10 protein-coding genes and 2 pseudogenes are annotated in these 12552 nt (G+C 69.6%); 4 read left to right on the top strand and 8 right to left on the bottom strand.

Translation table 11 applies throughout. The features are described 5' to 3' along the window. From AC13HU_RS18495 to AC13HU_RS18465, 7 genes are all read right to left on the bottom strand, one after another. On the bottom strand, positions 1–1599 hold a 1599-nt coding region (locus tag AC13HU_RS18495), incomplete at its 3' end, for an NADH-quinone oxidoreductase subunit G (RefSeq protein ID WP_483042998.1). Continuing rightward, a complete protein-coding gene (nuoF, locus tag AC13HU_RS18490; RefSeq protein WP_483042997.1) occupies positions 1596–2930 on the bottom strand; it encodes an NADH-quinone oxidoreductase subunit NuoF in 1335 nt (444 codons plus the stop codon). The genes nuoF and AC13HU_RS18495, both read right to left, overlap by 4 nt. Continuing rightward, positions 2930–3745 carry an NADH-quinone oxidoreductase subunit NuoE gene (gene nuoE / locus AC13HU_RS18485; protein WP_483042996.1) on the bottom strand — a complete coding sequence of 272 codons (816 nt, stop codon included), beginning with the start codon at positions 3743–3745 and terminating at the stop codon, positions 2930–2932. Before nuoE ends, nuoF begins: the two co-directional genes overlap by 1 nt. After that, a complete protein-coding gene (locus tag AC13HU_RS18480; RefSeq protein ID WP_483042995.1) occupies positions 3742–5079 on the bottom strand; it encodes an NADH-quinone oxidoreductase subunit D in 1338 nt (445 codons plus the stop codon). The genes nuoE and AC13HU_RS18480 overlap by 4 nt, the downstream gene beginning before the upstream one ends. After that, a complete protein-coding gene (locus AC13HU_RS18475; RefSeq protein WP_483042994.1) occupies positions 5076–5813 on the bottom strand; it encodes an NADH-quinone oxidoreductase subunit C in 738 nt (245 codons plus the stop codon). Before AC13HU_RS18475 ends, AC13HU_RS18480 begins: the two co-directional genes overlap by 4 nt. Further along, entirely contained in the window at positions 5810–6364 is a 555-nt protein-coding gene (locus AC13HU_RS18470) for a NuoB/complex I 20 kDa subunit family protein (RefSeq protein ID WP_093785987.1), read from the bottom strand. The genes AC13HU_RS18475 and AC13HU_RS18470 overlap by 4 nt, the downstream gene beginning before the upstream one ends. Positions 6365–6428: 64 nt before the next feature. Further along, positions 6429–6788, bottom strand: coding sequence for an NADH-quinone oxidoreductase subunit A (locus AC13HU_RS18465; protein WP_483042993.1), 360 nt, complete (start codon positions 6786–6788; stop codon positions 6429–6431). A gap of 593 nt (positions 6789–7381) precedes the next feature. Between AC13HU_RS18465 and AC13HU_RS18460 the strand changes: the two genes are divergently transcribed. The 4 genes and pseudogenes from AC13HU_RS18460 (at position 7382) to tgmC (ending at position 11001) form a co-directional block, all read left to right on the top strand. After that, positions 7382–8278, top strand: a complete 897-nt coding sequence (locus tag AC13HU_RS18460; RefSeq protein WP_483042992.1) for a C40 family peptidase — start codon at positions 7382–7384, stop codon at positions 8276–8278. Between the two features lie 352 nt (positions 8279–8630). After that, positions 8631–8899 (top strand): annotated as a pseudogene (gene tgmA / locus AC13HU_RS18455) (putative ATP-grasp-modified RiPP). Then, positions 8899–9862, top strand: a pseudogene (tgmB, locus tag AC13HU_RS18450) (ATP-grasp ribosomal peptide maturase). Before tgmA ends, tgmB begins: the two co-directional pseudogenes overlap by 1 nt. Then, a complete protein-coding gene (gene tgmC / locus AC13HU_RS18445) occupies positions 9859–11001 on the top strand; it encodes an ATP-grasp peptide maturase system methyltransferase (protein WP_483042991.1) in 1143 nt (380 codons plus the stop codon). Before tgmB ends, tgmC begins: the two are co-directional and overlap by 4 nt. 62 nt (positions 11002–11063) lie before the next feature. On the opposite strand, the gene AC13HU_RS18440 is transcribed toward tgmC, so the two are convergent. Beyond that, the gene (locus AC13HU_RS18440; RefSeq protein WP_483042990.1) at positions 11064–12350 is read right to left on the bottom strand and encodes a geranylgeranyl reductase family protein; all 1287 of its coding nucleotides are present in this window, start codon (positions 12348–12350) and stop codon (positions 11064–11066) included. Positions 12351–12552 lie beyond the last annotated feature (202 nt).

Here is a 12552-nt window from a genome sequence, read left to right as displayed (position 1 = left end):
GGGCAGCACGCCCGCCTCGACCGCGCCGCGCTCGCCGGCCCGGCGCGCGACCCACGCCGTCCGGGCGCCGGTCGCGGTGGCCAGCCGCAGCACGGCGGTCAACCCGCCGGGCACGACCGCGAGCCGCTCGCCGACCAGGATCACCGCGCCGGGCTTGCGCAGCGCCTCCGCGGCCAGCCGGCCGGCCTCGTCCAGACCGACGCCGCCGGCCAGCGCGTCCAGCCACTCCGATTCGGTGCCGGGCGCGGCCGGCAGCAGGATGCCGCCGGCCTTCTCCAGACCGCGCGAGGTGTGGGTGGCCAGGGCGTACGTCTGCTGCTTGCTGTTGCGGTGCGCCTTGCGCAGCCGCAGGAAGATCCCGGGGGCCTCCTCCTCGGCCTCAAGTCCGGCCAGCAGCACGGTCGGTGCCTGCTCCAGCGCCCGGTTGGTCACCCCGGAGCCGTCGAGGTCGACGCCGTGCCCGGCCACCTGGGCGGCGAGGAAGTCGGCCTCCTCCGCGGAGTGCGGGCGGGCCCGGAAGTCCACGTCGTTGCTGCCGAGCGCGACCCGGGCGAACTTGCCGTACGCGTACGAGTCCTCGACGGTGAGCCGGCCGCCGGCCAGCACCGCGGCCCGGCCGTGCGCCGCGGTCAGCCCCGCCGCCGCGGCGGCCAGCGCCTCCGGCCAGCTGGCGGGGGCGAGTTCACCGTCGGTGCCGCGGATCAGCGGGTGGGTGAGGCGCTCGGGCCGCTGCGCGTAGCGGAAGCCGAAGCGGCCCTTGTCGCACAGCCACTCCTCGTTGACCTCCGGGTCGTTGGCGGCCAACCGCCGCATGACCTTGCCGCGGCGGTGGTCGGTGCGGGTGGCGCAGCCGCCCGCACAGTGCTCGCACACCGACGGCGAGGAGACCAGGTCGAAGGGGCGGGAGCGGAACCGGTAGGCGGCGGAGGTGAGCGCGCCGACCGGGCAGATCTGGATGGTGTTGCCGGAGAAGTACGACTCGAACGGGTCGCTGTCGCCGATCCCGACCTGCTGGAGCGCGCCACGTTCGAGCATTTCGATCATCGGGTCGCCGGCGATCTGCTGGCTGAAGCGGGTGCAGCGCGCGCACAGCACGCACCGCTCGCGGTCCAGCAGCACCTGCGCGGAGATCGGCACCGGCTTCTCGAAGGTGCGCTTGCGGCCCTCGAAGCGGGAGTCGGGGTCGCCGACCGACATCGCCTGGTTCTGCAGCGGGCACTCGCCGCCCTTGTCGCAGACCGGGCAGTCCAGCGGGTGGTTGATCAGCAGCAGTTCCATCACCCCGCGCTGCGCCTTCTCGGCGACCGGTGAGGTGAGTTGGGTGGTGATCACCATGCCGTCGGTGCAGGTGATGGTGCAGGAGGCGACCGGCTTGCGCTGGCCCTCGATCTCCACGATGCACTGGCGGCAGGCGCCGGCCGGGTCGAGCAGCGGGTGGTCGCAGAACCGGGGGATCTCGATGCCCAGTTGCTCGGCGGCGCGGATCACCAGGGTGCCCTTGGCCACCGAGATCGGGATGCCGTCGATGGTGACCGAGATCAGGTCTTCAGGGGGCGGCGCCGGCTGTCCACCGGAGGGTGCGTTCGTAGTGATGGTCACGCGTGGGCCTCCGTACGGGACTTGTCGGCCCAGGCGGTGGAGCGGGCCGGGTCGAAGGGGCAGCCCTTGCGCTCGATGTGCTCCTCGTACTCCGAGCGGAAGTACTTCAGCGAGGAGAAGATCGGGGCGGCGGCGCCGTCGCCCAGGGCGCAGAAGGACTTGCCGTTGATGTTGTCGGCGATGTCCTGGAGCTTGTCGAGGTCTTCCGGCCGGCCCTTGCCGGCTTCGATGTCCCGCAGCAACTGGACCAGCCAGTACGTGCCTTCACGGCACGGCGTGCACTTGCCGCACGACTCGTGGGCGTAGAACTCGGTCCAGCGGGTGACGGCCCGCACCACGCAGGTCGTCTCGTCGAAGCACTGCAGGGCCTTGGTGCCGAGCATGGAGCCGGCCGCGCCGACGCCCTCGTAGTCCAGCGGCACGTCGAGGTGCTCGTCGGTGAACATCGGGGTCGAGGAGCCGCCGGGGGTCCAGAACTTCAGCCGGTGGCCGGGACGCATCCCGCCGCCCATGTCCAGGAGTTGGCGCAGCGTGATGCCGAGCGGGCCTTCGTACTGGCCGGGGCGGGCGACGTGGCCGGAGAGCGAGTACAGCGTGAAGCCCGGGGACTTCTCACTGCCCATCGACTTGAACCACTCCTTGCCGCGCTGGATGATCGCGGGAACCGAGGCGATCGATTCCACGTTGTTCACCACGGTGGGGCAGGCGTACAGGCCCTCCACGGCGGGGAAGGGCGGCCGGAGCCTGGGCTGGCCGCGGCGGCCCTCCAGGGAGTCCAGCAGCGCGGTCTCCTCGCCGCAGATGTAGGCGCCGGCGCCTGCGTGCACGGTGAGTTCGAGGTCAAAGCCGGTGCCCTTGATGTTCTTGCCGAGGTAGCCGGCGGCGTACGCCTCGCGCACCGCCTCGTGCAGCCGGCGCAGCACCGGGACCACCTCGCCGCGCAGGTAGATGAAGGCGTGGTGCGAGCGGATCGCGTAGCACGCGATCACCATGCCCTCGATCAGGGAGTGCGGGTTGGCGAAGAGCAGCGGGATGTCCTTGCAGGTCCCGGGCTCGGACTCGTCGGCGTTGACCACCAGGTAGTGGGGTTTGCCGTCGCCCTGCGGGATGAACTGCCACTTCATGCCGGTGGGGAAGCCCGCGCCGCCGCGGCCGCGCAGGCCGGAGTCCTTGACGTAGGCGATCAGGTCGTCCGGGGCCATCGCGAGCGCCTTGGTGAGCGCTTCGTACCCCTCGTGCCTGCGGTAGGTCTCCAGCGTCCACGACCGCGGGTCGTCCCAGAACGCCGACAGTACGGGCGCGAGCAGCTTCTCGGCCGGTTCGACGGTCATCACTCGCCCTCCTCCTCGGTGGCGTGGTCGGTGGAGTCGCCGTGCGTCTCACCGTGCGTCTCGCCGCTCGGCGAGGCGTCGCGCTGGCCGACCACCTTCGCCGCCGCCAACTCGCCGCGGTGCAGCCGTAGTCCGGCCAGGGAGGCGGGGCCGGCGCCGCCGGTCGCCTCGACCGCGCCCGCGCGCTCGTCGGGGAAACCGGCCAGGATGCGCGCGGTCTCCTTGTAGCTGCACAGCGGTGCGCCGCGGGTCGGGCGGACCTCGTGGCCGGCGATCAGGTCGTCGACGAGTTGCTTGGCCGATTCGGGCGTCTGGTCGTCGAAGAACTCCCAGTTGACCATCACCACGGGGGCGAAGTCGCAGGCCGCGTTGCACTCGATGTGTTCGAGGGTGACCTTGCCGTCCGCGGTGGTCTCGTCGTTCCCGACCCCGAGGTGCTGCTTCAGCTCGTCGAAGATCGCGTCGCCGCCCATCACGGCGCACAGCGTGTTGGTGCAGACGCCGACCTGGTACTCGCCGGACGGCTTGCGCCGGTACATCGTGTAGAAGGTGGCGACCGCGGTGACCTCGGCGGTGGTGAGGCCCAGTTGCTCGGCGCAGAACCGGATGCCGGTGCGGGTGACGTACCCCTCCTCGGACTGCACCAGGTGCAGCAGCGGCAGCAGGGCGCTGCGCGAGCCGGGGTAGCGGGCGATCACCTCCTTGGCGTCGGTCTCCAGCCGGGCCCGGACGTCGGCCGGGTAGTCGGGGGCGGGCATTTCGGGGATGCCCAGGGACACACCGTGGGTGCCGCTCCCCTGTGAGAGCTCGGTCATCGGTCGACACCTCCCATCACGGGGTCGATGGACGCCACCGCCACGATGACGTCGGCGATCTGGCCGCCCTCGCACATCGCGGCCATGGACTGCAGGTTGGTGAAGGACGGGTCGCGGAAGTGCACCCGGTACGGGCGGGTGCCGCCGTCGCTGACGACGTGCACGCCCAGCTCGCCCTTGGCCGACTCGACGGCGGCGTACGCCTGCCCCGGCGGTACCCGGAAGCCCTCGGTGACCAGCTTGAAGTGGTGGATCAGGGCCTCCATCGAGGTGCCCATGATCTTCTTGATGTGGTCCAGGGAGTTGCCCATGCCGTCCGGGCCGAGCGCGAGTTGCGCGGGCCAGGCGATCTTCTTGTCCGCGACCATCACCGGCCCGGGGGCGAGCCGGTCCAGGCACTGCTCGACGATCCGCAGGCTCTGGTGCATCTCCTCCAGGCGGACCCGGAAGCGGCCGTAGGAGTCGCAGGTGTCGGTGGTCGGCACCTCGAAGTCGTAGTTCTCGTAGCCGCAGTACGGGTCGGCCTTGCGCAGGTCGTGCGGCAGGCCGGCGGCACGCAGGATCGGGCCGGTGGCGCCGAGCGCCATGCAGCCGGTCAGGTCCAGGTAACCGACGTCCTGCATCCGGCCCTTGAAGATCGGGTTGCCGGTGGCGAGCTTGTCGTACTCCGGCAGGTTCTTCCGGAACTTCTTCACGAACTCGCGGATCTGGCCGACCGCGCCGGGCGGCAGGTCCTGGGCGAGGCCGCCGGGGCGGACGTACGCGTGGTTCATCCGCAGGCCGGTGACCAGCTCGAAGATGTCGAGGATGTACTCACGGTCGCGGAAGCCGTAGATCATGATGGTGGTGGCGCCCAGCTCCATGCCGCCGGTGGCGATGCACACCAGGTGGGAGGCGATCCGGTTCAGCTCCATCATCAGCACCCGGATGACGCTGGCCCGGTCCGGGATCTGGTCGGTGATGCCGAGCAGCTTCTCCACCGCGAGGCAGTAGGCGGTCTCGTTGAACAGCGGCGTGAGGTAGTCCATGCGCGTCACGAAGGTGGACCCCTGGGTCCACGTCCGGAACTCCATGTTCTTCTCGATGCCGGTGTGCAGGTAGCCGATGCCGGAGCGGGCCTCGGTGACCGTCTCGCCGTCGATCTCCAGGATCAGCCGGAGCACGCCGTGGGTGGACGGGTGCTGCGGGCCCATGTTGACGATGATCCGCTCGTCGTCGGCCTTGCCCACGGTCTCGGCGAGTTCGTCCCAGTCGCCACCGGTGACGGTGAACACCCGGCCCTCGGTGGTCTCCCGCTCCTCGGCCTGCTGAGGTGCGGTGTATCCGTAACTCATGAGTACGACCTCCGCTGGTCGGGAGCCGGGATCTGGGCACCCTTGTACTCGACGGGGATACCGCCGAGCGGGTAGTCCTTGCGCTGCGGGTGGCCGGGCCAGTCGTCCGGCATCATGATCCGGGTGAGCGCGGGGTGGCCGTCGAAGACGATGCCGAAGAAGTCGTAGGTCTCGCGCTCGTGCCAGTCGTTGGTCGGGTAGACCGAGACCAGCGAGGGGACGTGCGGGTCGGCGTCGGGCGCGCTGGTCTCGATCCGGATCAGCCGGCCGTGGGTGAGCGAGCGCAGGTGGTACACGGCGTGCAACTCGCGGCCCTTGTCGCCGAGGTAGTGCACGCCGCTGACGCCGGTGCACAGCTCGAAGCGCAGCGCGGGGTCGTCGCGCAGGGTGCGGGCGACCCGGACCAGGTGCTCGCGGGCGATGTGGAAGGTGAGTTCGCCGCGGTCGACGACGGTCTTCTCGATCGCCTCGGCCGGCGGCAGCCCCTGCTCCTCCAGGGCGCCCTCCAACTCGTCGGCGATCTCGTCGAAGGGGTCGCCGTAGGGGCGGTTGGTGGCGCCGGGCAGCCGGACGGTACGGACCAGGCCGCCGTAACCGGTGGTGTCGCCGCCGTTGGTGGCGCCGAACATCCCCTTGCGGACGCCGATCACCTCGCCGGCGTCATGCCGCTGCGCGGGCACCCCGCCCTCGGCGGGCTCCTCGGGCACGTCGGGCGGGTTCGGGGTGGCGGTCATCGCAGGAGCCCCTTCATCTCGATCGTCGGGAGCGCCTTGCGCGCCGCCTCCTCCGCCTCGCGGGCGGCGGCCTCGCGGTTCACGCCGAGCTTGCCGTGCTGGATCTTCTCGTGCAGCTTGAGAATCGCGTCGAGGAGCATCTCGGGGCGGGGCGGGCAGCCGGGCAGATAGATGTCGACCGGCACCACGTGGTCGACGCCCTGCACGATCGCGTAGTTGTTGAACATGCCGCCGCTGGAGGCGCACACGCCCATCGAGATCACCCACTTGGGGTTGGGCATCTGGTCGTAGACCTGGCGCAGCACCGGGGCCATCTTCTGGCTCACCCGGCCGGCCACGATCATCAGGTCGGCCTGCCGCGGCGATCCGCGGAAGACCTCCATGCCGAACCGGGCCATGTCGTACCGCCCGGCGCCGGTGGTCATCATCTCGATGGCGCAGCAGGCGAGGCCGAAGGTGGCCGGGAAGACCGACGCCTTACGCACCCAGCCCGCCGCGGTCTCCACCGTCGTCAGCAGGAATCCGCTCGGCAGTTTCTCTTCGATACCCATGGGTTGGCTCCTGGTCTCCTCGGTCCCCTGGTCGCCGTCAGTTGCCGTCTGTTGCCGGCGCTCGCTAGTCCCACTCCAGGCCGCCGCGCCTCCACACGTAGGCGTAGGCGACGAAGGCGGTGAGCACGAAGAGGAGCATCTCGACGAGCCCGAACATCCCCAGCCGGTCGAAGGTGACCGCCCAGGGATAGAGGAAGACGATTTCGATGTCGAAGACGATGAAGAGCATCGCCGTCAGGTAGTACTTGATCGGGAAGCGGCCACCACCGGCCGGCTGCGGAGTCGGCTCGATGCCGCACTCATACGCTTCCAACTTGGCCCGGTTGTACCGTTTCGGCCCGATGATCGAGGCCATGAAAACGGAGAAGATCGCGAAGCCGGCCGCGAGGCCGCCCAACACGAGGATGGGCGCGTAGGCGTTCACCGTCCCCCGCTCCTTCCAGTCGACTGTGACTGATGTACGGACCGTGACCGGGGCGGTGCGCCACGCCACAAAATCGCGAAGATCGCGCCTATGTGAGGCAGTTCACAAGCCCAAGCCGCCTGCATCCTATGCCTCCCGGTCTGTGATCTGCGACACGGGGGTCAGCACGAGCTTTGTGATCTCCACCACCTGACCAACGATCATGAAGTCGGATGAGCGGTGATCTTGCGGCGGATGGCACCCAAACGATCACTTCACGTCATATTCGTGGTCGTTCTCGCTGGTCAGAGCGGTGCACGCACTATCAGATCGCCTCCGTGGCAAGCAAATTGGCGATGGACGAATCGCCGTGATAGCGCCGCCGAACCCGCCCGGGTGAGCCGCGGAACCCGGGAATGACGCGCGTGAAACCGTGCACGAGCGCATACGGCACCGGAGCCATGAAAACGGACCAAAGCACCCGTCAAGCAAGATCGCGAAACGGGCAATTGAGCCGTGGGCACGTCAACTGTGGCGCATCCCACCTTTATTGAACGGAACCATTCGTTCCTGATAGCCAGGGACCCATGTCCCCGAACACATCCCGGACACAGATGTCCGACACGCATACCCATACCGGCCGCCGACGGCACGCGGCGCCCCGTGACCCGAAGTGGGTTCGCCGGGCCGGACTCGTCGGCGGCGTCGTCAGCGCGTTCGCCTTGTGCGGCGCGGCCGCTCCGGCCATGGCCGAGACCACGCACACCACCACGGCCGCCTCGGCGCCGTCCGCGCAGGCGGCTCAGGCGGCTCAGGCGGCTCAGACGGCGCAGACCGCGCGGGAGCTCAACGCCCGTGCGGCGACGCTCTCCACGGCGGCCTCCGCTCAGCAGGCCATCGCCGCGCTGGAGCGGGAGGCGCTGTCCGCCGCCCTCACCGCCGACCGGGAGAAGGCCGCCACCGACGCGGCGAAGACCGCGGCCAAGGCGCACCAGGCGGCGCTCCGGAAGGCCGAGGCCGCCGCGAAGGCGGCCAAGGCCGCCAAGGCGCGGGCCACGCAGGCCGCTTCGCGCTCCACCACCAGGACCGCGCTCAGCCCGACCGGGCAGAGCTCGGTCGCCGCGACGCCGACCGCGACCGTCACCGCGGCCTCGTCCAGCAAGGTCGACCAGCTCATCGCGTTCCTGAAGTCCCAGCTCGGCAAGCCCTACGTGTACGGTGCCACCGGCCCCGGCTCGTACGACTGCTCGGGCCTGACCCAGGCGGCGTTCGCCTCCATCGGCGTCGACATCCCGCGGACCTCGCAGGACCAGTCGACCGTCGGCACGCCCGTCTCGATCTCCGCCCTCCAACCCGGCGACCTCATCTTCTGGGGCGGCCAGGGCAGCGCCTACCACGTGGGCGTCTTCATCGGTGCCGGCCAGTACCTGGACGCGGCCAACTCGTCCACCCCGGTCGCCATCCACCAGCTCGCGGACTACATGCCCGACTGGGCGGTCAACGTCCTCTGAGCCGCGCCCCCGAGCGCGTTCCTCATCCCTACTCCCCCATCAACGGCGGGAGGTGGCCACGTCACGCCCTCTTCCGGGCCGGCGCGGACCGCCTCCCGCCGTTTTTCTTCCTTTTACTCCGCTTTGCCCACCGGCCGCAACGTCCAATCGCTCGCCTGATACAGCCGTGCCAGCCCCTGGTTCGGCTGTCGCTCACCCATAACGCCCCCCACTCGCCGTCGTGCTTAAAGCTTTTGACAACGGACCCACGTCTCCACGATACCTCTCTGTGTGATCAACTGGTTTCATAGAGACATGATGGATATCCCGGTGGCTGCAACTCCGGGTATCGACAGGAGAGGGGTCCACACAAATGGCGCAGAAGACCGTCCCTTGGGGTGCTGGCAGGATGGAGCCGTACGCGGCCACCGCCGCGATCCCGGGATTCAACCCCGTGATCGATCCCGAGACCCAGATGCCGTGATCGTGGACGACGAGGGCCGCACGGTCGAGTTAGGAGGGCACGGCACCAGTACCAGTGGTGTCACGCCGACACATACTGCCCCTGGAGACGGCGCAGAGCCGGGCGGGGCGACCGACTCGGATGTCACCGAGACCTACGATCAGGACCAGTCTGACTGATGGACCGACACAGGTCGGTGCTGGTACTGACCAACAGCCACGATGTGACTTCGGATGTGGTGTTGCGGATACTGGCCGCACGACAGGTTCCCGTAGTCCGTCTCGACCCGGGCACCGACCTGCACGCGGGCGCCTCGCTGTCCGCCAGGTACGGCACGTGCGCACAGCGGGGCGTCCTGCGCACCCCGACTCGGAAGCTCGATCTCGCACACGTACGGTCCGTCTGGGTCCGCAGGCCCTCGCCCTACGCGGGCCCTACCGGGCTCGACGGACAAGACCGCAGATTCGCCGCAGCGCAGCATTCGTGGGGAACCGGGGGCATCCTCGCTTCCCTCCCAGGAGCACGCTTCGTCAAACCACCCGTGGAACAACCGCGCGGCCGAGCACAAGCCCGCTCAGCTTGCCGCCGCGCAACGAAACGGGTTCCTGGTGCCCAACACCCTCATCACCAGTGACGAACAGGAAGTCCGGGACTTCGTGGCGCGCCAGCCCGGCACGGTGGTGTACAAACCCCTGTGGAACATGCCCTACCGGGTGGGCGGCCGGCCGCACAGTGTCTGGGTGCGCGAGGTGGACGAGCGTGAGATCACGGGTGCTGTGGCCGTCTGCCCGCACATGTTCCAAGCCACGGTCGATAAGGCGTTCGACGTGCGGGTAACCGCCGTGGGCGACCAGCTGTTCGGGATCCGCATCGACAGCCCCGATCTCGACTGGCGCCACCGGCAGGACCTCATGCACCGCACACCGATCGCCGTGCCGGAGACGATCGTATGCTCCATCGCTTCCTACCTCGGCGAATTCCGCCTGGTCTACGGGGCGTTCGACTTTGCCGTGACTTCTGACGGCGCCTGGTACTTCCTGGAGTGCAACCCCAACGGACAGTGGGCCTGGCAGCCGGCCAGGACCACCGACGCCATCGCGCACGCCATCTGCGACGTACTACAGAAGGAATCCGACCTGTGAGTACATCCGCTCAACTGCGCGCCACCCTGGCGGACATGCTCGCCGAGGACGGCACTCTTGCGGACCCCGCGTGGCGCGACGCCCTCCAAACGGTTCCCCGGGAGCTGTTCACACCGTCCTACTTCGAACAGGTCCCGGACAGTGTGCCGATCCGCTACCGGCCCGTCCACCAGGGTCAAGACGGCTGGCTGGAAGGCGTCTACGCCGACCGAACGCTGATCACCCAGCTCGACGGCCGCATCCGACCTGACGACGTACGGGGTCGTACCGTGACGGGGTCTCCCTCCTCGTCGTCCACCCTTCCCTCACTGGTGCTGCGCATGTGGCACCAACTCGACGTCGAGAAGGGCCACCGGGTGCTGGAGGTCGGGACCGGGACCGGATACTCGACCGCCATCGGGGCACACCGCATCGGGAACGCCACTCTCACCAGCATCGAGTACGACCCGGTGGTCGCGCAGGCGGCCTCCGCGGCACTCGGGGAAGCCGGGTATGCTCCCCGGCTGGTCGTCGGGGACGGCTTGCGCGGCGATCCGGAGGGGGACACGTACGATCGCCTGATCGCCACCTGCTCGGTCCGATACATCCCCATGGCGTGGCTGCACCAAGTGCGGCCGGGCGGGAAGATCCTGGCGACGCTGTCCGGTTGGGGCTACGCGTCCGGGTTGGTGTTGCTCACGGTAACCGGCCCCGGTACCGCCACCGGAAGGTTCCTGCCCGGGTACACCAGCTTCATGATCGCCCGCCCGCACGACCGGCCGCCTCGCCCGGCGCTGGCCATGCTGCCCGGTGAGGAGCGTCCGAGCCTGATCGACCCCGCGGTCATCAGTACCTGGACCGGTGGTTGGGTTGCCCAGCTCGCCGCGCCCGCGGCAGAACGGATGGGGGCGGGAACGGAACAGGTCCTGTGGGACGTGTCCACCGGCTCACAGGCTCGGACCGCGCCCGGACCGGACGGCGGCTGGACGGTCGTACAGCGCGGGCCCGTACGGCTGTGGGACCAGGTCGAAGCGGCCGTACAGCGCTGGCAAGAGGCCGGCGCACCACACCAGGATGCCTTCGGCCTCACCGTCTCAGCAGTCGGGCAGCGGGTGTGGATCAACACCGAGAGCGGCCCCAGCTGGGATCTGCCCATCTGACCACCGCCTGCCCCGGAGCCGCGCAGGCCCGGGGCAGCACGTTCGGTGCGGCGCCCAGGGTGTCAGGCGCGCGGGGTGATCTTGGTGAGGCCGTTGATGATGCGGTCCATCGCGTCGCCCCCGGTGGGGTCGGTGAGGTTGGCGAGGAGCTTCAGGCAGAAGCGCATCAGCATCGGGTGGGTCAGGCCGCGTTGGGTGCACATCTGGAGGACCTTCGGGTTGCCGATCAGCTTCACGAAGGCGCGGCCGAGGTTGTAGTAGCCGCCGTAGGTGTCCTTGAGGATGCGCGGGTAGGCGGCGAGCGCGAGTTCGCGCTGCCCGGCGGTGGCGCGGGCGTGTGCCTGGGTGATCACGTCAGCGGCGATCTGCCCGGATTCCATCGCATAGGCGATGCCTTCGCCGTTGAACGGGTTGACCAGCCCGCCCGCGTCGCCGACCAGCAGCAGACCCCGGGTGTAGTGCGGCTGGCGGTTGAAGGCCATCGGCAGGGCGGCGCCGCGGATCGGCCCGGTCATGTTCTCCGGGGTGTAACCCCAGTCCTCCGGCATGGAGCCGACCCACGCCTTGAGCACCTCGCGCCAGTCCAGCTCGCGGAAGGCAGCCGAGGAGTCGAGGATGCCCAGACCCACGTTGGAGGTGCCGTCGCCGAGGCCGAAGATCCAGCCGTAGCCCGGCAGTTGGCGCGGGACGGCGCCGCGCCGGTCCCACAGCTCCAGCCAGGACTCCAGGTAGTCGTCCTCGTGCCGGGGCGAGGTGAAGTACGTCCGCACCGCGACACCCATCGGGCGGTCGTCGCGGCGGTGCAGGCCCATCGCCAGCGACAGCCGGGTGGAGTTGCCGTCGGCGGCGACCACCAGCGGCGCGTGGAAGGCGGCCGGGGTCTTCTCCTCGCCGAGCTTGGCGGTGACACCGGTGATCCGCCCGGTGCGGTCGTCGACGATCGGCGCGCCGACGTTGCACCGCTCGTACAGCCGCGCACCGGCCTTCACGGCCTGCTGGGCGAGGAGGTCGTCGAAGTCATCGCGCCTGCGCACCAGTCCGTAGTCCGGGTAGGCGGCCAGCTCCGGCCAGTCCATCTCCAGCCGCATACCGCCGCTGATGATGCGCAGGCCCTTGTTGCGCAGCCAGCCCGCCTCCTCGGAGATGTCGATGCCCATCGACACCAGCTGCTTGGTGGCGCGCGGGGTCAGCCCGTCGCCGCAGACCTTCTCGCGCGGGAAGGCGGTCTTCTCCAGCAGCAGCACGTCGAGACCGGACTTGGCCAGGTAGTAGGCGGTCGTCGAACCGGCGGGCCCGGCGCCGACGACGATCACATCGGCGCTGCGCTCGGACAGTGCGGTGTCGGTCACGTGGGCTCTCCCGGTTCGGCGAAGGGCTGTTGCTGGTGAGGGACGTCAGGTGCTGGGACGTCATGCCGAGTGTATGAGGCCGCCGCCCCGCGTGGAGCGGCGGCTCTCGGGAGAGCGGCCGGTCAGCGGTGGTCGGGCGGCTGCTTGCGCAGCCGGTCCGGCTCCACCACGCCGAGGTCGTGCACGGTGGGCTCCGCCGGCG

It is taken from the genome of Streptomyces sp. NH27, from assembly GCF_056859195.1.
The sequence above is the reverse complement of the archived record's forward strand: the minus strand, read 5'-3'. Positions and strand labels throughout refer to the sequence as shown.

What these genes read in the sequence shown, in the direction of transcription:
- AC13HU_RS18475 (WP_483042994.1), bottom strand. Translation starts at nt 5,813, where the DNA reads ATGACCGCCACCCCGAACCCGCCCGACGTGCCCGAGGAGCCCGCCGAG.
- AC13HU_RS18460 (WP_483042992.1), top strand. Translation starts at nt 7,382, where the DNA reads ATGTCCGACACGCATACCCATACCGGCCGCCGACGGCACGCGGCGCCC.
- AC13HU_RS18480 (WP_483042995.1), bottom strand. Translation starts at nt 5,079, where the DNA reads ATGAGTTACGGATACACCGCACCTCAGCAGGCCGAGGAGCGGGAGACC.
- nuoE (WP_483042996.1), bottom strand. Translation starts at nt 3,745, where the DNA reads ATGACCGAGCTCTCACAGGGGAGCGGCACCCACGGTGTGTCCCTGGGC.
- AC13HU_RS18470 (WP_093785987.1), bottom strand. Translation starts at nt 6,364, where the DNA reads ATGGGTATCGAAGAGAAACTGCCGAGCGGATTCCTGCTGACGACGGTG.
- nuoF (WP_483042997.1), bottom strand. Translation starts at nt 2,930, where the DNA reads ATGACCGTCGAACCGGCCGAGAAGCTGCTCGCGCCCGTACTGTCGGCG.